This is a genomic window from Pseudoflavonifractor sp., assembly GCF_050943825.1.
In the GTDB taxonomy this organism is placed as follows: domain Bacteria; phylum Bacillota; class Clostridia; order Oscillospirales; family Oscillospiraceae; genus Pseudoflavonifractor.
Map to the genome: position 1 here is coordinate 1 of NZ_JBMNPX010000017.1, position 21,130 is coordinate 21,130.

The following is a 21,130-nucleotide window of genomic DNA, read 5'->3' on the forward strand; positions in this document are numbered from 1 at the left end:
GCGCCATGCTCTACGATGTGGCCTCCAACGAGTACTGCTTCTCCAAGAAGTACAACCTCCACATCATCGACCGCGTGGGCGGCGGCGACAGCTTCGGCGGCGGCCTCATCTACGCCCTGCTGTCCGGTAAGTCCACCCAGGAGGCTGTGGAGTTCGCTGTGGCGGCCTCCGCGCTCAAGCACTCCATCGAGGGCGACTACAACATGGTCACCCTCCCCGAGGTGGAGAAACTGGCTGGCGGCGACGGCTCCGGCCGCATCCAGCGCTGAATATCACAAAAACAGGGCCGGCTGCACCAGCAGCCGGCCTTTTTATCTATGACAGAGAGGAGATGCAGGCTATGATCCACCGCAATCCGCTTCTGAGAGAGCAGGAGGACACGGGGAAGTTCATCACCGTGGGAGAGATTATGCTGCGGCTCACGCCGCCGGACTACGGGAAAATCCGGGTAGCCACCAGCTTTGAGGCCAGCTACGGCGGCAGTGAGGCCAACATCGCCCTGGCCCTGGCCAACCTGGGCATTGACAGCACCTTCTTCACCGTAGTGCCCAACAACAGCCTGGGCAAGAGCGCGGTGCGCATGCTGCGCAGTAACGACGTCCACTGCACCCCCGTCATCCTCAGCACTCCCCAGGAGACCCCCACCCACCGGCTGGGCACCTACTATCTGGAGACCGGCTACGGCATCCGCCCCAGCAAGGTCACCTACGACCGCAAGCACAGCGCCTTTGCCGAGTACGACTTCCGGGAGGTGGACCTGTCCGCTCTGCTGGAGGGCTTTGACTGGCTCCACCTCAGCGGCATTACCCCCGCCCTCAGCCCCTCCTGCGCCCAGCTGGTGCTGGACTGCCTGAAGGCGGGCCGGGAGAAAGGTATGACCATTAGCTTTGACGGCAATTTCCGCAGCACCCTCTGGACCTGGGAGGAGGCACGGGACTTTTGCACCAAATGCCTGCCCTATGTGGATGTTTTGCTGGGCATCGAGCCCTACCACCTGTGGAAAGATGAGAATGAGCACAGCAAGGGTGACTGAAAGGACGGCGTACCCCTCCAGCCCAGCCTGGAGCAGCAGACGGCGGTGTTTGAGGCGTTTGCCGCCCGGTACCCCAACCTGAAGTGCATTGCCCGTCATGTGCGCTACGCCCACAGCGGCAGCGAGAACAGCCTGAAGGCCTATATGTGGTACCAGGGCCAGACCTATGAGAGCCGCCTCATCACCTTCACCATCCTGGACCGGGTGGGCGGCGGCGACGCCTTTGCCAGCGGCCTCATCTACGCCATGATGAAGGGCTGGAGCCCGGAGGAGACCGTCAATTTCGCCGTGGCCAGCAGCGTCATCAAGCACACCATCCACGGCGACGGCAACATCACCGACGACGCGGACACCATCCGCGCCATCATGAACCAGAACTACGACATCAAGAGATAACGGATTCCGGCATGGGCAGCCTGCCTTGGCGGAGCTGTGCCGCTATCTTACATCACCCCACGCCGCGTCAAAGGAGATGGAGAGCATTTTCTGGTCCCGCTCCACGCAGTAGATGGGCAGCTGGCGGGTGGATGCGGAGGCGCCCACCACCGCGGGATGGTTGACCACATAGAACATGGCGGCGGCAGCCAGTACACAGGCAAAGGCCGCCAGCATTTTGCGCCGGACCAATAAGAGCTTCATAGCAGATTACCTCCTCCGTTTTTTCATGGCATTTATATGAAGAAAGGCAACACATCATGTCCCGTGGACAGTACAGAAGCGCCCGGACCAGTTTGGTCCGGGCGCTTCTGCGTGTTCAGAGAAGGCTGTGCGCTGAATCACAAGCCAAAGGAGGGGCGCCGGAGGGGAGCGGGAGAGGGACCGCACCGGTCCGGCATGAGATGGGGGAAACAGAATGTCTGCACAGCGGATTCTTTGTTAGCTGAAACTAACCATCCGTTGAGAAAAGACTACCACACTGATGGGAATATGTCAAGGGCTTTTGCAAAAAAATAGTGCAGGGCACTATCTGCTCCTTTTTATTGTTTGGCTGAGGTGAGCAATAAAAGATATGTCCGCGCCGGAAATGATCCGGCGCGGACACAGAACAAGACGTTTGAAGTGCTTACCCGGCCATAAGCAGCCGGTCCAGGAAGCGCAGGAAGATGCCGGGGACGGTGAGCCGTGCCACAGCCCGCTCCGCCACAATGGGAATGGTCTGGAGGACCTGGCCGTCGGCCATGACCACCATCTCGCCCAGCTTCTGCCCGGCCTCCACCGGGGCCTCCACATTCTCGCACAGGTTGATCTGGGAGGTTACGCTGTTGACCTGGGACTTGTCCACCAGAATCCGGCTGGATGCTGACAGCACGGGCTGGACGCAGTCCTCCTCGCCCAGAAGTACGTCGATGGGGGGCAGCGCCTGGTCGGGGTACACGTCCATCAGGGTGTAGTTGGCAAAGCCGTAGTCCAGCAGGGAGCGGGCTGTGTCAAACCGCTCCTGGGAGGTGGGGGACTTGAGCACCACCGCGATGAGCTCCATGCCGCCCCGCTCCGCCGTGGCCGAGAGGCAGTAGAGGGCGGAGTCGGTGGAGCCGGTCTTCAGGCCGGTGGCGCCGTCATAGAAGCGGATGAGCTTGTTGGTGTTGGTGAGCTGGAAGGCGCCGTCCCGCAGGGAGTCCATCCAGATGGTGGTGTATTCCCGGATGGAGGGGTGGTTGAGAATCAGTTCCCGGCTCATGAGGGCGATGTCGTGGGCGGAGGTCAGATGCCCGGCGGCGGGCAGACCGGTGCAGTTGACAAAGGTGGTGTCCGCCATGCCCAGCTCTGCGGCCCGCTGGTTCATCAGGGCCACAAAGCCCTCCTCGCTGCCCGCCACCAGCTCGGCCAGGGCCACGGCGCCGTCGTTGGCGGATACCACGGCCACCGCCTTCAGCAGGTCGTGGACCGTCATCTGCTCCCCCTCCTTCAGCCAGATCTGGCTGCCGCCCATGGACACCGCGTTGGCCGAAATGGTCACCGTCTGGTCCAGAGAGATGCGGCCGCTGTCGATGGCCTCCATCACCAGAAGAAGGGTCATGATTTTCGTCACGCTGGCGGGCTCCAGCTTGTCGTGGGAATTCTGTTCATAGAGAATGGTGCCGGTCTCCTTCTCCATCAGCACTGCCGCGCCGCAGCTGACCGTGGGCGCGCCGGATGCCGCCTGGGCTGTGGGGACGGAAAGTGCCAGAAGGGCGGCGGCCAACGCCGCCGCAAGGAGCTTTTTTCTGTGGTTCATATGGCAGTTCCTCCGTGGTTGATTTCTAACACAGAGGATATGGAATTCCACCCGGTTCTATACAGTGCAGAAAAATTTTGATGAAGGGTGTAAAAGACAAAAACGCGCTCCGGACAAATAGCCCGGAGTGCGGCAGGAGAGCGGAGAAAGCTCAGCCCTTGACCTTGGCGAGCGTTTGCACGGCAAAGGCAGCCGCGGCGGTCAGATCCGCCTGGTCGGGGTGGGAAAGGGCCTGGTCAAAGTTGGCCAGGAAGCTGGCGGCCTTGGGGTCGCCCGGATTCTGGGCGGCCATGGCCTCATACCGGGTCCGGACGGCGGCGGGCATCCTGCCCTGGCACATCCAGCCCCCCAGCACGGTATTGCCGGCGGGGAGCAGGGCGGCGGTCCGCTGGAGAATGGCGTCAAAATAGGCCTGGCTGCCGCCAAAGCCGGCGGTGCCGAAGAGGGCCACCTGCTTGCCGCTCAGCTTGGCAAACAGGGCCTGCATATCCGGAGGACAGACACCCTTGTCCGTCCAGAAGCCCAGGAAGAGCACCTCCTCCTCGGGGACGGCGGTGTCCGGCCCCACGGCCTCCAGTCGGGCCTCGCCGGCGGGGAGCGCGGCGTAAATGGACCGGGCCACCTGCTCGGTGTTGCCGGTGCCGCTGGAATACAAAACTGCGTAACGCATGTACACACATCCTTTCAGGAGACAAAAGCGGAAGGAAACGGCCGGAGAACCCCGGCCGGGATGATCATATCACGGATTCATGGCCTTGTCGAGGGACAGGTGGGATGTTATAATGATGGCTGTAATTGTGCAATAAGGAGGAGAGCGGGATGGAAGTAATGTTTCTGCCGGTACTGTCTCACTTTCAGAATGAAAATATCTGGATTGCCAGCGACGGCAAGCTGCGCTATCAGGTGAGTCCTGTCACTGTGGAGAAAGAGGATGGGACGAAGGAGGAGCTCCTCATCGGCGAGGTCTGGGAGGGCCCCTGGAGCCGGGAGTTCTCCGTTATCGAGGAGGTGGAGGAGTTCCCCATGACCGAGGACGGCATTGAGGATCTGCGTGCCTGGCTGATTCTGGAGAGCCTGGAGATCAACGACCGGCCGGATAAGAGCCTGGAGGAGAATATGGCCCGCAGGGAGGCGGCCATCCAGGCCAGAAAGGCCGCTGAAGATGAAAAGGGGAAGGAAAACTGACCTCTATTTCTTATAAAGCCGCAAAAAACCGCGCCTGTCAGATGACAGGCGCGGTTTTTATTATGGGTTTCAGGCCTCCGCGGTGGCGAAGAGGTCGGCGGCCCGGAGAATCAGGGCGGCCAGCTCAGCGCGGGTAGCGGTAGCCTTGGGGGAGAGGGTGTCTCCCTTGCCGGTGCCGGTGACCAGACCGGCCTCCACGGCCCAGGCCATGGCGTCGGCGGCGTAGCCGGAGACGTCGGCCGCGTCGGTGTAGGCGCTCAGGTCAGCCTTGCCGCTCACGTCCAGATCCAGAGAGGCGGCGTAGTTGTAGAACATGACCACGGCCTGCTCACGGGTGAGGGCATTGGTGGGATAGAAGGCACCGTTGTTGCCCTGGACAACGCCGGCGGAGGCGGCCCAGTTGACGGCGTCGGCATACCAGGCGTTGTCGGCCACGTCGGAGAAGTTGGCGGACTCAGCCTCGGGGGAACCGGCCAGCCGGTAGAGCACGGTGGCCAGAGCGCTGCGGTCGGTGGTGCTCAGGGGGAGGAAGGCGCCCTTGCCGTTGCCCTGGAGCAGGTCCTTGGCGGTGGCGCTGCCCACGGCCTCGGCGAACCAGTCGCCGGTGTCCACGTCGGTGTACTTGGCGGCGGCCAGAGCCTTGGCGTTGTCGCCGCTGTCAGCGGTGCCGGTGCAGATGTCGCCCAGCAGGCTGGAGAAGGCGGTGTTGCTGATGAAGTTGAACTCGTCCCGCTGGTTGACCTTGTTGGTCAGGGTGTTGGCGAAGAGGACCAGGTTCAGGCCGTTCTCGTGGTACTCAATGGCCTGGACGGAGTCGTTGAGGAAGTCCTCATAGTGCTCGCCGGTGCTGGGCAGGAAGCCCTCCAGCAGCTCCTTGGAGCTGTCCAGCTGGATGAGGACCTGGGCGCCGTCGGGGATGGCGGCGAAGTAACCGGCACCGTAGCCGTAGAGGATGTCGTCACCCTCAGCCACGTAGCTGGCGGTCACCAGGCTGTCGGTGGGATAGGTCACATAGGCCAGAGCATCCATGGCGGAGTCGCCGGCGGTCTCACGGACCAGCTCGCCCTCGGCAAAGAGGGACACGGCGGAGCGAATGGCGTTGGAGCCGTAGCCGATGTAGGGAGTGCCGGACTTGACGGCGGCCAGGGCCTGGTCATCCAGAGCGGCGGCGCCGATGATGAGGTCAGCCTCGGCGGCGTTGTCGGTGACGGTGAAGCCCAGCATCTCCATGGACTGCCGGTCGTAGTTGTACTGGTAGGCGCCGCTGACCAGAGTGCTCTTGACGAAGCCGGTCTCGTTGTCGGCGGGCTTGCCGGAGATGTAGATGACGGGGGCCTTGGTGATGGTCAGGGACAGGGGAGCCTCAGCGGCGGTGACGCCCTTGCCGGTGAGCAGGTAGGTCTTGGAGACGGACTGCCAGTCGGCGTAGTCGCACAGGAAGGAGCCCTTGTTCTCACCGGAGATGATCATGGACACGGTCTTGCCGGCCTGGAGCAGGGCGTTGACGGCGCTGGTGGAATCCTCGGAGGCGTTGGACAGGATGACCTTCTCGCCGGTGACGCCGGTGAAGGCGGAGGACACATCCCACTCGTCGGAGACGGAGCAGGCGGCGGCGATGGTCTCGTAGGCGGCAGGCTCAGCACAGGTGATCATGTCAAAGCCGCGGGTGTAATTGAAGGCGGTGATGCCCTCGGAGTAGAGGACGGGCCACTCGGTGATGACGGTGCCGTCGTACAGCACGCCGTTGGCCACGCTCCGCTTGGCCTGGTACATGGAGACCACAGCGGTACCGGCGGGATACTCCACGCCGTCATAGGTGAAGGCCTTGTCGGCCACCATGATCTCGACGCCGTTGCGGGTCAGGTAGGTGAGCATGTCGTCGGCATCCTGGAGGTTGCTCTGATGCTCGCCGTCCAGGGGGATGATGTAGCACTCGGGATAGAAGTTGCCGTTCTGACCCTCGCCGTCGTACTCGGGACGGAACAGGTCGGCCTCGGCACCCTCAACGTCGTACTGGTCGCAGAACCACTGGCCAACCAGCTCATAGGCATCGGAGTTGGCGTTGGTCACGCCGCGCTCGAAGATCTTGGTCTGGTTGAGCAGGTAGCTCTCCTTGTTGGCAGCGATGTAGTTGCTCTGGCCCAGCTGGCCGTAGGACAGGGCGGTGACCATGTAGTCGTCGTAGGCGGGAACCTCAACGGTGTAGGCCAGGGTGCCGTGGAGCATGGCGTACTGGGGAGTGTAGCTGGTGGACATATCGTCCCAGGGATCGTACCACTGGGTCTGGTAGCTGCCGTCGGCGTTGACCTCACCGGTGTAGCTCAGGTAGTCACGCTGGGGGGTCACATAGCTGTTGTGGCCGTCATTGTTGGCCACGGCGGCAATGCCCAGAGCCTCGCCGCCGGCCAGCAGGTGCTCGGCCAGCAGGTCGTACTCGAAGTTGGGCTCGTGAGGGGGATCGCAGGGCTCGCACTGGAAGGCCTGGATCCGGCCGTGGAACTCGGCAAAGCTGACGGGGTTCCACTCGGCGATGAGAGCGGTCATATTCTGGGTCTCGGCCTGGGTCTGGAAGGAGTTGTCCCGGTTCAGGTCGAAGCCGCCGGAGGAGGTACGGGTCAGATAGGTCCGGCCCTCCACGTTCTCCTCGGGCACCAGGATGAAGAACACGTCGCTGAGGAGCTCGTCCACGTTGACGGTCTCGGTCTCGATGGTGTAGTACTTCTCCAGGTCCACTACGGTGGAGATGTCGGCGGTGGTGCCGTCGGCATTCTTGCCCTTGATGTAGCCCAGGTAGGTGGCGGTGTCGGCCACCAGGTCGGGCACGGCCACGGAACCAGCCTCGCCCTCGGGGCCCATCTGAGCGGCCAGCTCGGCCTCGCCCTCAGCGGTGAAGCCGGTGAGCTTGTCGTAGTCGATGGTGCCGTCGCCGGCAGCGGCGTTGAGGAGCATCCAGGCAAAGGCGGTGACGCCGTCGCTGGCGGCCACCTCGTTGGCGTGGACGTTGGAGTACATCACGGGCACCTGGTAGTCGCCCAGAGTGCCGTTCTCAATCTTGGCGATGAGGCCGGTGGGGTCGCTCTCGGCTTCGGCCTTGATCTTCTGCCACTTCTCCACAGCGGCCTTGTCCTTGGCCACGATGAGGTAGGGCATATCCAGGCTCTCCAGCCCGTTGTCACCCTGGCTCATGCCCATGGAGAACTTCTCCACGTACAGGTCGGTGTTCTCAGCGGCAAATTCCACCATCTCGTCGATCTCAGCGTAGATCTCGCTCATGGTGTGGAACTGGTCGTAGGGGGCGATCTTCACGTTCACGGAGCCCAGGGTCTTACCATCGGCCTGGGCGGTCAGGTTGAAGTAGCCACACACGTCCATGTAATAGCCGCCGTTGGTGTGGGGGACGCTGAAGTCGTCCAGGAAGTAGCAGCTGTTGGCAAAGGTCAGGGTCACGTACACCTGGCCGTCAGCCTCCTCGGCGGAGGCGCTCAGGTCGGTGAAGAAGGGAGTCTCCCCGTCCTTGCACATCCAGGTGTCCAGGGCGCCGCCCTCGGTCTGGTTGGGGAACAGGGTGTCGTCCAGGTAGTCCTGGGTCTCGTCGGGCACCAGGGACCACACAGCCTCAGCGGCGGCGGCCTTGGCCTGGTCCAGGGTCATGTCAACGGGGAGCATGACCTTGAAGGTACGCTCGGCGGTGAGGGAGATGGCGTTGTCGCCGCCGTCCTCGGTGGTGTTGACAAAGGTTGCGGCGGGGGCGGAGGTAGTCTCCGTCTCCACGGCAGCGGCGGGCAGAGAGACCAGCGACAGGCACATGGCCAGCGCCAGAATCAGTGACAGCCACTTTTTGGGGGCGTGGATACTGCTTTTCATTTGCTTCACCTTTCCTTCTCTCAAATCGCGGGCACACACAGAATAAAAATACGGAATACTCACAACTTGATGAATAATTATGAAAGAATAATACCACTGTGAAATAAAAGTGTCAACTGTCTAAATGGTAAAAAACAGACAAAATAGAGCGTTCAAGATGAAGATGAATTGGATAAATTGAATGTACAGATGCGAATAAACAATGGGGGATAGGGGTGAATACGGATGAAAATGGGAATAAAAAAGCGCCCTGCTCAAAAAACAGGGCGCTTTTTGCCTTGAAAATATTCAAAAGGTGAAATCCACGGCCACCCGCTGCTCCACGACCTTCTTGATGTAGTCCACCACCTTCAGGTGCTCGGGGTGATTGGCGTAGGCGGAGAGGGTGTCGGTGTTGTCGGTGTCCACGATGAGGGCCAGGTCGAAGTTGCCCTGGATGGAGCCGATATCAATGCCGATCTCCATGTGCTTCACCTCGGGGATGACCCCCACCAGGGCCAGCAGCCGCTCCCGGACCAGGGCGCAGTTCTCGGCCCGGGACTTGCCCTCGGCCTCATCCTTGAATTTCCATACGACAATATGCTTGAGCATGGGAAAAACCTCCTCTGCAAAGTGCCGGAGCCGCCGGACAGTCAGGCAGCCAAAAATCCGGGGAGAAAACCCGCCGTGTTTCCACCAGAATGACCGTTGCGCCGGACGTCTTGTTATATTATAATGCGTACGGCGCAGAGGGGCAAGCCCGGAGCGGGTATGATTTCCTCTGCCTGCCGGCAGCATCCGGTACAACGGCGGATACTGCGGCACTCCTCCTGAAAGAAGGAAAAACGCATGGAATATCGGATGAATCGGAGTCTGAGCACCTCCTACCGCCTGGCGGGTGTGGTGTTTCTGGCGGCGGCAGTGCTGCTGTGGGTGTGCAGCGGGCTGGAGCTGACCGGGGACGACAGTCTGCAGCTGCTGTGCCGCATCGGCGCCGTGGTGGTGGCGGTAGTGGGTGTGGCGTCCCTGCTGCGGCCCGCCCGGGCCAGAGTCCGGCTGGAGGATGACGACACCCTCGTCTGCTGTGAGGGCTATGGGCCCGCCAGACGTATCCCCGTGGGGGACATCACCCGGGTGGATGTGCTGGGCGGCCGCCGTCTGGCCATCTTCCTCAAAAACGGCCGGCGGGTGAATCTGGAGTTCCTCTTTGAGGGTCGGGAGATCTTCCTGGCCGAGCTGCGGTCCAGAGGCATCCCGGTGGGGACGCCTGCTCAGCAGTAAACGTCAAGCGCAGATAAAGAGCGCCGCGCCCTTCATGGGCGCGGCGCTCTTTGGCGTTAATAGGGCAGAATGGCCAGGTCCAGGTCCCACAGACTGTTCTCGTCGGCGGACCAGGTGCCGTCGTAATTGCGGGTGACATACACCTCCACATACTCCGTCTCGCCGTAGCCGACGCCCTCCGTCAGCACGGTCTCAAACAGGTCGGACAGACCCTGGCCGTACTGGGCGTCGTAGACGTTGACATACCAGTCGTCCCACTCCTCCTGGCTCATGGCCGCCAGCGCGGCCTCGTCAAACTGGGCCTCAAAGGCCTCGGAGAAAGCGGGGAACCGGTCGTACATCTGCTGGATGGCGTCCATGGGCTCCACGGCCACGGTGACCACATAGGTCTCGCTGTCCAGCTGCTCCACGCCGGCAATCTCGTAGCGGGCCTGGACGTAGAGCTGAGCATACAGCGTGGCAAACCGGGTCTGGAGCGCTTCGGTGGGGTACTCAATGCCAAAGGCGGTGAAAAAGTACTCAGGCTCGGTGTCCAGCTTGCTCCGATGGATGGCCAGCGCCTCTTCCTGGGTGTATCCGCTGTGCTCCAGGTATTCGTGGTCCAGGATACCGTGGTAGGTGTTGTCCAGCAGGTCTGTCATAAAGTCCCCCGCGTCAAAGGGCTCCACATAGGCCTCGGGGAAGTACTCGTAGAACCGCTCCTCCAGCGCGGCCAGGCGCTCCTCTACCAGCGGGGAGAGGGCGTCCAGCTCCGCCTGGCTCATGGACAGGAGCATGGTGGGGCTGTCCGGCTGGAAGGAGAAGCCGTCCAGAGGCTCCACGGACCAGCTGCCCGCCAGCGTGAACTGCTGTGCTCCGGACCCCAGGCTGATGGTGTCCAGGTCCACCGAGGCGGCGCCGGCCTGGACGTCGTACCGGACGGTGCCGGACAGATTCAGCATGGCGGTGGATCCATATTCATCCGAGATCAGGCAGGAGAAGGAGAAGTTGTCCGTGGGCTGGATGCTGTCGTACCAGGTGTCGGCGGTGATGGAGAAGACCTCCGCTCCGGCCTCGAACACGGAGAAGCGGGTGGCGTCGGTGAAGGCCTCCCCGGCCTGGGGGACATGGCTGCCGGAGGACACCAGCTCCAGCCGGACGGGGGTGTACCCGTCATCCACGGTGAGAAAGGCGGAGAAAGCGCCGGACACGCCGCTCTCGTCGCCGAACTGTACGTCCAGCGACAGGGAGAGGGTGTCCCCGTAGGCAGAGGTGAGACGGGTATTACCGGTGATCTGCCGGACCTGCTCATCGGCCACCTGGAAGACCAGCACCAGGTCGTCCTGGAACACGGCAGACAGGCTGTCCAGCGTGTCATACACGTCCTGCCGGTTCTCCTGCCAGTAGGCCTCCGGGTCCGTGCCGGAGAGGGAGCCGTATTCACCGTTTATCATGGCCTGGGCCAGCCAGATACGGAACGCCTCGTCCGCCTCCAGCAGCGCAAAGCCGTCGGTGATGAAATCTCTCAGAGAGGGAGCGGGGATGGTCATGGTGTAGGGGGTGCAGGTCAGGGTGGCGCCGTTGACCACAACAGAACCGGCGCTGCCCTTCTCCACGGTGACGCTGTCCTGCCAGGCTTTATACAGCTCCCGGAGGGCGGAGAGGGTGTCGGGGCTGAGCAGCTGGTCCAGCCTGCCGTCGGCCTCCGGCGCGATCAGATCAAAGTAGTTGAAGTTCATGCTCTCGTCGGCGGTGACGCCCCCGCCCAGCGGGGAGGCGGCCAGGTCGGCAGCCAGGGTCTCGGTGTTGATGGCGTAGAACTGCTCGCCCAGGAAGTCGGGACTGCTGACAGACAGCAGGCTGTCGTCCAGGAAGAGCTGCAGGGCGTCCACCTGGAAGCCGCCCAGATTGCCGGACATGGCCAGGGACAGCTTGCGGTTGGCCAGGTCCTGCTCGCTGATCAGGGTAATGCCGCTGTCTGAGAGCTCCTCAGGAGTCAGGGAGAGACTGGCATTTGTGCCGAGGAAGGTGTCCGTACCCCCCTCCAGAAGGAGCTCGGTCAGGTCATCTCCCAGACGGATATTCCAGGTCTGGCGGGAAGCCTTGTCCTTGCCGGCGGCCAGAGCGGCAAAGAAGCCGTCCTCCCCGCCGCCCGGCACCATGGCCGCCCAGGTATTTCCCATATAGGCGGCCAGCTGGGCCTTGGGGCTGGTGTTGAAGAAGAGCAGGAAAGCAGCAAGGGCGCCGGCGGCCACCAGCACCACCGCGGCCGCAATACCCACTGCCAGGCCGACCCGCTTTTTCCTGTGGGGCGGCTGGAACTCCTCCGGCATATCCGGCGGAGGGGGCGGAGGGCTGTCCGGTCCGGCCGGTCCGCCGTAAAAGCCCATGGGAGGCGTATCCTCCGCGGGGGGCGCAAACCCGGCGGAGGGGCTGGGGGCGCTCTGGCGGCGGAGCAGGTCGGAGAAGGGGGAATCCTCCTCCGGCTGAGGGACAGGCTCCGCAGACTGGTCCAGGTCCCCGGGCGTGGAGGCGTCCTCCGGCGCAGAGGGGGACTGGGGCGCCTCAGGGGAGGAGTCCGGGCTGTCCTGAGGAGGAAGCTGGGACTTGGGGAACAGCTCCGGCGGGTCGGAGGGGACGGAGGGAGCGGGCTGAGCTGCCGGCTCCGGCTCTGGCGGGGTAAGGGATGCGCCGCAGTGGGAGCAGAACTTGGCCTTGGCGCCGACAGGGCCGCCGCAGTTGGGACAGAACATGGCTTTCATCCTTTCCTCATTTCCTTGTTTCCCATTGTGTACAGCGGTACAGGTCAATAGTTGAACATGTTTCCTACATTCTCCGAGAGAAGGGTGACCGAGCCGTCAGGAGAGAGGGCGTAGACGTCCTGAAGGGAGGTGTTGAAATCGTACAGCACGGCAAACTGCTGCTGCCCTATGGACCAGAAGGTGAGCGTATTGGTGTCCTCATCCGTCTGGGGCATATCCACCGGGATAGGGTCACCGGAGCCGTCAGACAGGAAAAAACGGGTGCCGTCATCGGTTGAGTACAGAAACCGGCCGTCGGGGAACATCAAAACGGACTCGTTTCCCTCCGTAAAGCATTCGGGCTCCGAGCCCTCCCGGATTACGTAGTACATATGGCTGCTCTCGTTCTCGCCGTATGTGGAGTAGCACAGGACGGACAGGTCCGCAGAGGGGGCGGACAGCCTGAGCCCTCTGCCCTGGGCCAGCACCTGGGATTCAGGACTGCCCCAGAGGTCGTCAAAGCGGTAGAGGGTATACTGATCGCCCGAACCGCCCACCTGGGTCACCAGACTGTTTCCGTCCTGGGAGACATAGCTCAGGCTGACCACGGACCCCTCCGGGAACAGAGGTGAGGCGTTCCCGTCCCGGTCCAGCAGCCAGATGTTCTGGTCCGTGCGGAGGGCCTTTTCCCGCAGCGTGGCCACATCATACTGATAGACGGAGAGATGAGCAGTGCTGGAAAACTGCTGGTAGGCGCAGGAGGGGAAGCAGAGGAGTCTGAGGAAGAAATCCCCCAGCTTTTTGGGCTCCTCCCCCTCCCGGCAGAACCAGGTGGAGGTGATGTCGTCCTCCGCGGTCTTGTAGAGCAGCTCGGTGCCGTCCCGGTTGAAGAACAGCGTACAGCCCGGCGAGGACAGCCGGTCGGTGAGCAGCGTGCTCACCCCGTCACGCCAGGTATACAGGTTGAGGGAACTGCCCTGCATGGTGGTGTAGTACAGCGTGCCGCTGTCGGTGACCAGGGCGGGGGCAATACCGTCCAGCTCCAGATCCCGGGGTGCGCCGCCGTCCAGGGAGAGATAGCAGCGGGGGGCGCCCTCGATGCTGTAATCGGTCTGCCACACAAGGGCTCTGCCTGTGAAGGAGACGAGGACGGAGTAGGGGGAGACGGATTCATCCACCAGCACCGGGGCCTCCTCTCCCCGCTGAAGCCAGAGCGCCTGGTCCTCAGTGACCCAGGCGGCGGTGCTGCCGTCGCCGGAAAGGAAGCAGCTCAGTACCTGCTCTGCCAGGGTGGTGCAGCTCTGGGAATCAGCCCGGTGGAGGATGCCGTCGGTGCCTGTCACCAGGATGGGGGACCCGCCTGCGGCGGAGGCGGAGGATCGGAAGAAGCCGTCCTCTGCCGGGAAGGTCAGCAGCTGCTCCGTGCCGCGCCACAGCGCGATCTGTGACCTGTTCTCCTCCGTCAGGAAGAAGAGAGAGGGGGTGCTGTGCAGGCCGTAGGAACGGTCCAGCGGGGCCGGGCGGGTGAGAAAGAAGGCCAGGGCACCTGCCGCCGCGGCCAGCACCAGCACGGCCGGAAGCAGGTAACGGAGCCGCCGCCGTTTGGGGCGGGGCGGGGGAGAAGCCGGTTCTTCGGGCGGGGGTTCCGGCGGCGGCGCGGCCGCCTCCGCCCCGGTGGGAAGAGCAGCGCCGCAGCGGCCGCAGAAGCGGTCGTCCGGGCCGTAGGGAAAGCCGCAGTTGGGACAGAACATGGAAATGCCTCCTCTCTGTGGTGCAGGTTGAGGGGTGCGGTTACCAAGAGACAAAGCTGAATATTACGTCCTCTATGGGAGTGACGGAGCCGTCGGAGGAGACGGCATAGCTGTCGATAAGGCCTGTGTCCTCGTAGTACAGACTGAGATAGAACTGTTGACCAATAGAGAGCAGGCCGGGGGAAACGGCACTATCCTCCGGAACGGAAATATCCAGAGGGACAACGCTCACACCGTCAGTGAGAAAGAACCGGGTGCGGTTTTCGGTAGAATAGAGGATTTCCCCGCCAGAAAAAATTGAGACAAATTCATTGCCTTCGGTCAGCAGTTCCGGCGTACTGCCCTGCCGGAGCTGGTAATGCGTCCGGTCGTAGAAGCTGTTGCCGTGGGAGACGGCATAGCACAGGACAGAGAGGTCGGGTGCAGTAGCGTCCAGAGAAGCAACATTTTCTGCCAGGACCTGGGACTCTGAGCTGCCCCAGAGGTCGTCGAAGCGGTAGAGCGTGTTGTTTTGCGCACTTCCATCCATTTTGTCCACCAGGACCACCAGGCTGTTGCCATCCGTGGAGACAGCTGCGTTGGTGATGGCGGAGCCGTCGGAGAAGAGGGGGGACGCCTCGCCCTCCCGGCCCAGGAGCCAGACGGTCTCTCCGGCCAGGAAGGCCTTTTCCAGCAGGGTGGAGACATTGTACTGAGAGGCGGTGAGGTGGTCGGCATAGATGGACTGGGAGAAGCAGAAACTGGGCGTGCAGAGGGTGTCAGGCACAAAGCTCCCCACCCGCCGGGGCTCCTCTCCCTCCCGGTAAAACCAGGTGGAGACGGTACTGCCGTCGTCCTCCGTGATGTAGAGCAGTTCCCTGCCGTCCCGGTTGAAGAGCAGAGCGTCGTCAAACACAGAGAGATGTTCGGTGAGCAGGGTGCTGGTTCCGTCCCGCCAGGCGTACAGGTGCAGGCCGCTGCCGATGACGGTATAGTAGAAGGTGCCGCTGTCGGAGAGCAGGATGGGACTGCTGCCGCCCGGGTTCAGCTCCAGAACCTGAGGTGTGCCGCCGTCCAGGGAGAGACAATAGCAGCTGTCCGCCACACTCTTCCACATGAGAGCTCTGCCGCTGTATGAGATAGCCACAGAGCCGGAGAGGACACCCTCGTCCACCAGTACCGGGGTCTCCTCGCCCCGCTGGAGCCAGAGCTGACTCTCTGTGGTGACCCAGGCAGCGGTGCTCCCGTCGCCTGAGAGCGCGCAGCTGTCCGCGCCCTCGGCCAGGACGGCGTAGCCCTGGGGGCTGGTGCGGCAGAGTGTGCCCTGCTCTGTGACAAACAGCTGAGTTCCGTGATCCAGGGAGGGCGAGACGGCCAGAAAGTCATCTTCCTCGGCAGAGAAGGAGGCCACCTTCTCTGTGCCCTGCCACAGCTCCAGAGCGGCGGCACCCTCCTGGGCAAGAAAGACGGGCACCGAGTCGCTGCACAGAGTGTAGGACCGGTCCAGCGGGGCCGGGCGGGTGAGAAAGAAGGCCAGGGCACCTGCCGCCGCGGCCAGCACCAGAACGGCCGGGAGCACATAACGGAGCCGACGCCGTTTCGGGCGGGGCGGGGGAGAAGAGGGCTCCTCGAGCGGGGGTGTGGAGGGCGTCGAGGGTGTCTCCGCCCGAGCGGGAAGGGCTGCGCCGCAGCGACCGCAGAAACGGTCGTCGGGACCGTAGGGAAAGCCGCAGTTGGGGCAAAACATAGGGTCCTCACCTCTGAAACATCATAATCGACAGAATGTTTGCTTCCAGATCCATCCTAGCATACCCCGGCCCTGATAGCAAGAAGAGGAAGAAAAAAGCGTACTCACCCGCCAAAAAGGCTGGGAAATGGGTGACAGAGGGAGAAAAACATGCTATACTAACCATAATTGCGCGTATGCCGCGTACCGGAAAGAAAGGACAATGCACAATGAAATGGATGAAATCTGCGGCCGCCCTGGGGGCTGCCGTGATGCTGACAATGTCTCTCGCTGCCTGCTCCGGCGGAAATGCCGACGAGACCGTGACCGCCGCGCTGGAGAAGGTGAAGAACGCCCCCAGCGTCAACGCCGTTGTAGAGGTGACGGCGGAGTACGCCTCGGAGGATCAGAGCCTGTCTGTCACCAACCGGCTGAATCTGACCAGCTTCCAGGACCCGCTGAAGATCAAGGCGGAGGTGGTGCTGGACATGGCCAGCGGAGAGGATACCTACTCCCAGACCATCACCATGTATGCCCAGAAGGATGGGGAGGACCTGGTGCAGTACGCCACCGACGGCAGCTACTGGGCCAAGCAGACCACCACCCAGGAGGTGCTGGACACCTATAACGCGGGCAACACGCTGGCCACCTACCTGAGCGGCGCCTCCGGCTTCAAAAAGAACGGCACCGACACCGTCAACGACGCCCAGGCGGTGAAGTACACCGGCTCTATCAGCGGCAAGCCTCTGGTGGACATTCTGGAGTCCAATGGCTACCTGGATTCCATCTCCTCCATGTCTGAGGATCAGCAGACCAAAATCAGAACCAACCTGGAGAGCATGCCCGCCGCGGAGGTCGCTGTGTGGGTGGACCAGGAGGGCTATCTGGTAAAGATGGAGCTGGACATGCTGAAGGTCATCAACAACATGGAGGCCAACATTGACGAGACCCTGGGCCACCCCAGCACCGCCACCGACGAGGCTTCCAGCGAGCTGCTCGGCTCTGTGATCCGCATGACCTGCTCCGATTTCGGTGCGGCCACCGACTTTGAGATCCCGGCCGAGGCCCTGGAGGCGGAGGACGCGACCCAGGCTGCCCAGAGTGACGGCAGCACGCAGGATACCGGCGCCGACCAGAACAGCCAGGCTGCCGGAGCGTAAGAGGATACATATATAATATATAGAGCGGAGATGGCATTGCTGTCTCCGCTCCTTTTTTACCGCGGAACTTTTTGCGGGGGAAAACGTCTGAAAAACAGCAGATTCTGGAACGGGAAGAAAAAGACAGGGTTCCCGTTGCTTTTTCCTGGACAAGCCGCTATAATTATGTTAAGTGCAGCAACCCGCCTTACAGCGGGGGCATGGACGAGCCCAAATTTGGAGGTGCGCTATGAAACGAAACAGACTGCTTTCCGGTGCGCTGGCCCTGGCGCTGGCACTCTCACTGACCACAGTACCCGCATTCGCCGCCACGTTCCCCGATGTGCCCGCCGGATATTGGGCGGAGTCCTATATCAACGACATGGCCGCCCAGGGGGTCTTTAAGGGCTATGACAACGGTGAGTTCCGGCCCAAGAATGAACTCCAGGGCAGCGAGGCTCTGGCTCTGTGCGCCCGTATCGCCGTGGAGACCGACCTGCGGACCCAGATTGGCAAGGACCGGGCGGATGATATCTCCGCCATCATGGGAGACAAACAGTCCTGGTTCCGGGACGAGTATGCCACCTGTCTGGAGGCGGGTATTCTCTCCTACACCGAGCTGAAGGGCCTCTATGACTCGGGCGCCCTGGACAACGGCAAGACCATCACCAAGGAGGACTTTGCCCTCTATCTGGTGCGGGCCATGCAGCTGGACTCTATGGCCGAGCATCTGTCCAGCTACACCCTCACCTTTACCGACAAGGCCGACATTACCCCCGGCCGTGAGCCCTACATTTATCTGCTCAATACATACGGCATCATCACCGGCACCGACCAGAACGAGTTCCAGCCCAAGAGCACCGTCACCCGTGAGGTGGCCGCCACCATGCTCTCCCGGGCCATCGCCTTCATGGAGGAGCGGGGCACCAGCGTGGAGCTGCCCAACTACACCGACTACGAGTGGCAGGCGGGCACCATCGTCTCCGCCACCTCCAGCAGCAAGAACGTGATCCTCCTCACCCTCAACAGCGATCTGTCCGGCTCCTACACCATCTCCCTGCCGGTGGATACCCCCATCTATGAGAACAGCATGCTGGTGGACAGCGCCCTGCTCCAGCCCGGCACCTATGCCCGGGTGTGCTACGACGAGGACGGCACCCCCATGGCGGTGCGCCTGTCCGGCAAGCTGGACACCGTGGCCGGCACTGTGGTGGGCGTCTCCGACAGTGAGATCCTCCTTAATGTAAACGGCACCTCCGTCACTCTGCCCTATGACCGCTTCACTGAGGTACAGGTGGGCCAGAAGGTGGGCGGCTATGAGCTTATCGACCCCGAGGCGGGGTATACCACCGCTGTCTGCCGGGTGGACCAGCAGGACCATCTGGCCGCTGTCCAGCTCTCCGGCGGAACCCGGAAGGCTGAGGGCCTGATTACCGCTGTGGAGACCCAGGCCTCCGGCGGCTGTGTGATCACCATCTCCAACTTCGACGGCCAGCTGGAGCGGCTCACCGTCCCCGCGGGCACCGCCATCACCGCAAACGGCCTGGCCGTCTCCGGTATGAGCGCCAGCTATGTGGGCAGCTATGTGTCTGTGCGGGTGTCCAATGACAACGGCAATGTGACCACTGCCGCGCTGGATACGGTCACCCAGTACATTCAGGGCGCGGTGAAGAGCCTTGGCAGCGCCAGCGGCGTCAACAACGTGACCATCACCGACCTGAAGACCAACAAGGCCACTACCTATAACTTCTCCGCCGACGCCGTGGTGACCTATGAGGGCAAGGCTATTACCGTGGGCGGCGTCCAGAAGGATTGGTTTGTCACCATCCGCCTGTCCGGCGGCGAGGTGGCCATGCTCGCCGGTTACCCCGGCTCCACCGTCACCGAGGGTACCATCACCGACATCAGCTACCCCACCGGCACCACCACTGAGATCATCAGCGTCACCACCGCCGACGGCCGGGTGGTCCCCTTCCAGGTGGACCTGTCCGATCCTCCGGAGGTCCGCCGCAGCAACAAGACCAGCTCCATCGACAAGCTGCGCACCGGCGATGCCGTCACCGTCACCGTCCGGTACAACGCCGTCACCCTGATTGACTCCGTGCCCCAGAGCGCCAACGTCTCCGGCACCATCACCCGCAAGAGCGAGGACACCTCCGGCATCACCATTGAGGTGGAGCTGGACAACAACGGCGGCACCGCCACCTATTCCATCACCAGCGGCGTGTCGGTCACCCAGGACGGCAAGCTTATCTCCATGTACGACCTGCGGGTGGGCTACCACGTGGCCATGGTCACCAACGGCGACGCCGTGGCATCCATCGAGGTGGACAAGACCACCACCAGCAGCAGCCAGCTGGTGGGCACCGTCATCTACGTGAACACCTCTGACCGGACCATCACCTTCCGGGCCGATGACGGCACCGGCAGCGGGTCTGTCATCCAGGTCAGCGCCCCCTCCGGCACCGTCATGCAGGAGGCCACCGGCGGCACCTTCTCCCTGAGCGGACTGAAAACCGGCGACACCCTGAACATCTACGGCGGCTACACCACCTCCGGCGAGTTCAAGGCCAGCATCATTGTCCGTACCGCGAAGTAATCAAAGCGGAACCTCTATGAACACTTCAGACCGGGCCGTCCAGCAGGGACGGCCCGGTCCTCCTTCTCCCCGGACGGGCAAAGCGGACATAAGGAGAGGCTGTGTCGTCAGTCTCTTTGTGTAAGTGGCCAAAAGCAGGCTTTTCCTGAAAAAATAATAAAAAAATACCCGGAAACCCTTGACATAGATCGGGGTTTAGGGTATTATATCAAAGTGCCTGTTTAGGGCGCGATCTGCGATGATGCGGGAGATTGCGGCGAGAGCCGGTAACTTCCGCGGAGTATGTCCGAGCTAGAATCGGGCGGCTGAGGAATCTGTGCACGGGCGTATATCGCCGGTGCATGGAGTAAACCGGCCTGCTTAGAGCCGGTTTTCTTCATGCCACGGAGTGATACGCACGGAACCGTGGACATAAGATTTCTCACCGTACGAAGCGTGCGAGGAGTACCGAACCCCACTTCGTATGTTTTAAGGAGGAAACACCATGGCAGCCCAGAAAGAAATGATTCGCATCCGTCTCAAGGCCTACGACCACCAGCTCATCGACCAGAGCGCCGAGAAGATCGTGGAGACCGCCAAGCGCACCGGCGCGTCTGTCTCCGGCCCGATCCCCCTGCCCACCAAGAAAGAGGTCGTGACCATCCTGCGCGCTGTGCACAAGTACAAGGACTCCCGGGAGCAGTTTGAGCGCCGCACCCACAAGCGCCTCATCGACATCCTCAAGCCCTCCCCCAAGACTGTGGAGGCTCTGATGAGCCTGGAGCTCCCCGCCGGCGTGGAGATCGAGATTAAGCTGTAATCGCAGCTGAGTCTCACAACTATGTTGTACCCGCAGTCCGCCGCGTTTTGAGGCGGACGGGTCAAGTTGGCAGACCAATGGGGAGCCTGATGCCCCAAGTCTCCCAACCAATAACCTTATTTAAGGAGGAAAACACATGGAAAAGGCCATTATCGGCAAGAAGGTCGGCATGACGCAGATCTTCGACGAAGCCGGCAAGGTCATCCCGGTCACCGTCATTGAGGCTGGCCCCTGCGTGGTCACCCAGAAGAAGACCGTGGAGAAGGACGGCTACACTGCTGTGCAGCTGGGCTTCGAGGACGTCGCTGAGCGCAAGCTCACCAAGCCCGAGCTGGGCCACCTGAAGAAGGCTGGCGTCAGCGCCAAGCGCGTGCTCAAGGAGTTCGCTCTCAACAACGCCGAGTCCCTGAACATCGGCGACGAGGTCAAGGCTGACACCTTCGCCGCCGGCGACCGCGTGGACGTGACCGGCATCAGCAAAGGTAAGGGTTACGCCGGCGTTATCAAGCGTCACGGCGCTGCCCGTCTGAAGGAGTCCCACGGTACCGGCCCTGTGCACCGTCACGCCGGCTCCATGAGCGCCAACAGCGATCCTTCCCGTATCTTCAAGGGTAAGATCGGCGCCGGCCAGATGGGTAATGAGCAGGTCACCGTGCTCAACCTGGACGTGGTCAAGGTCGACCCCGAGCTGAACCTCATCGCTGTCTGCGGCGCCATCCCCGGCCCCAAGGGCGGCATCGTGTGCCTGCGCAGCTCCGTCATCAACGTCAAGGAGAAGAGCGCCGGCGCTGACATCTCCAAGAACCCGCAGAAGGCTTCCGGCCGCAATCCCCAGAAGGCTTCCGCCCGTAACAAGTAAG

Annotated in this window: 15 protein-coding genes and 1 pseudogene; 8 read left to right on the forward strand and 8 right to left on the reverse strand. The window is 62.3% G+C overall.

Going from position 1 to position 21,130, the window contains the following annotated elements; all coding sequences use genetic code 11:
• Together ACOX7T_RS11995 and ACOX7T_RS12000 are read left to right on the forward strand one after the other, a co-directional pair.
• Positions 1-269 (forward strand): PfkB family carbohydrate kinase (locus tag ACOX7T_RS11995; RefSeq protein WP_433442124.1); only part of this gene is annotated, 269 nt, incomplete at its 5' end.
• 71 nt (positions 270-340) lie between these two features.
• Positions 341-1,429 (forward strand): annotated as a pseudogene (locus tag ACOX7T_RS12000) (sugar kinase).
• Between the two features lie 42 nt (positions 1,430-1,471).
• Here the strand turns inward: ACOX7T_RS12000 and ACOX7T_RS12005 are convergent.
• From ACOX7T_RS12005 to bilS, 3 genes are all read right to left on the reverse strand, one after another.
• Entirely contained in the window at positions 1,472-1,672 is a 201-nt protein-coding gene (locus ACOX7T_RS12005) for a hypothetical protein (protein WP_433443068.1), read from the reverse strand.
• A 424-nt stretch (positions 1,673-2,096) separates the two neighbouring features.
• On the reverse strand, positions 2,097-3,248 hold the full coding sequence (locus ACOX7T_RS12010) for a D-alanyl-D-alanine carboxypeptidase family protein (protein ID WP_433443071.1): 1,152 nt from the start codon (positions 3,246-3,248) through the stop codon (positions 2,097-2,099).
• A gap of 151 nt (positions 3,249-3,399) precedes the next feature.
• Positions 3,400-3,918, reverse strand: coding sequence for a flavodoxin family protein BilS (gene bilS / locus ACOX7T_RS12015; protein WP_433443073.1), 519 nt, complete (start codon positions 3,916-3,918; stop codon positions 3,400-3,402).
• 149 nt (positions 3,919-4,067) lie between these two features.
• Here bilS and ACOX7T_RS12020 point away from each other — a divergent pair, with 149 nt between their 5' ends.
• Entirely contained in the window at positions 4,068-4,433 is a 366-nt protein-coding gene (locus tag ACOX7T_RS12020) for a hypothetical protein (RefSeq protein WP_433443075.1), read from the forward strand.
• A gap of 69 nt (positions 4,434-4,502) precedes the next feature.
• Here the strand turns inward: ACOX7T_RS12020 and ACOX7T_RS12025 are convergent, their stop codons facing one another.
• Together ACOX7T_RS12025 and ACOX7T_RS12030 are read right to left on the reverse strand one after the other, a co-directional pair.
• Positions 4,503-8,297 (reverse strand): M14 family metallopeptidase, encoded by a 3,795-nt coding sequence (locus ACOX7T_RS12025; protein WP_433443078.1) that lies wholly within the window; start codon positions 8,295-8,297, stop codon positions 4,503-4,505.
• Between the two features lie 288 nt (positions 8,298-8,585).
• Entirely contained in the window at positions 8,586-8,888 is a 303-nt protein-coding gene (locus ACOX7T_RS12030) for a Dabb family protein (protein ID WP_006573395.1), read from the reverse strand.
• A 237-nt stretch (positions 8,889-9,125) separates the two neighbouring features.
• Between ACOX7T_RS12030 and ACOX7T_RS12035 the strand changes: the two genes are divergently transcribed.
• Positions 9,126-9,557, forward strand: coding sequence for a hypothetical protein (locus ACOX7T_RS12035; RefSeq protein WP_433443081.1), 432 nt, complete (start codon positions 9,126-9,128; stop codon positions 9,555-9,557).
• 56 nt (positions 9,558-9,613) lie between these two features.
• On the opposite strand, the gene ACOX7T_RS12040 is transcribed toward ACOX7T_RS12035, so the two are convergent.
• From ACOX7T_RS12040 to ACOX7T_RS12050, 3 genes are read right to left on the reverse strand one after another with little or no spacing between them, the layout of a single operon-like run.
• Positions 9,614-12,298, reverse strand: a complete 2,685-nt coding sequence (locus ACOX7T_RS12040) for a zinc-ribbon domain-containing protein (protein ID WP_433443084.1) — start codon at positions 12,296-12,298, stop codon at positions 9,614-9,616.
• 44 nt (positions 12,299-12,342) lie between these two features.
• Positions 12,343-14,028, reverse strand: coding sequence for a zinc ribbon domain-containing protein (locus tag ACOX7T_RS12045; RefSeq protein ID WP_433443087.1), 1,686 nt, complete (start codon positions 14,026-14,028; stop codon positions 12,343-12,345).
• A 40-nt stretch (positions 14,029-14,068) separates the two neighbouring features.
• Complete coding sequence (locus ACOX7T_RS12050) at positions 14,069-15,754, reverse strand: zinc ribbon domain-containing protein (RefSeq protein ID WP_433443090.1); 1,686 nt, start codon at positions 15,752-15,754, stop codon at positions 14,069-14,071.
• A gap of 209 nt (positions 15,755-15,963) precedes the next feature.
• Between ACOX7T_RS12050 and ACOX7T_RS12055 the strand changes: the two genes are divergently transcribed.
• The 4 genes from ACOX7T_RS12055 to rplC all read left to right on the forward strand — a co-directional run bounded on the left by ACOX7T_RS12055 (position 15,964) and on the right by rplC (position 21,129).
• On the forward strand, positions 15,964-16,893 hold the full coding sequence (locus tag ACOX7T_RS12055) for a hypothetical protein (protein WP_433443093.1): 930 nt from the start codon (positions 15,964-15,966) through the stop codon (positions 16,891-16,893).
• 229 nt (positions 16,894-17,122) lie between these two features.
• Entirely contained in the window at positions 17,123-19,471 is a 2,349-nt protein-coding gene (locus ACOX7T_RS12060) for an S-layer homology domain-containing protein (RefSeq protein WP_433443095.1), read from the forward strand.
• A gap of 484 nt (positions 19,472-19,955) precedes the next feature.
• A complete protein-coding gene (gene rpsJ / locus ACOX7T_RS12065; protein WP_006573401.1) occupies positions 19,956-20,270 on the forward strand; it encodes a 30S ribosomal protein S10 in 315 nt (104 codons plus the stop codon).
• A gap of 136 nt (positions 20,271-20,406) precedes the next feature.
• Complete coding sequence (gene rplC, locus ACOX7T_RS12070; RefSeq protein ID WP_433443098.1) at positions 20,407-21,129, forward strand: 50S ribosomal protein L3; 723 nt, start codon at positions 20,407-20,409, stop codon at positions 21,127-21,129.
• The last annotated feature ends 1 nt before the right edge of the window (position 21,130 follow it).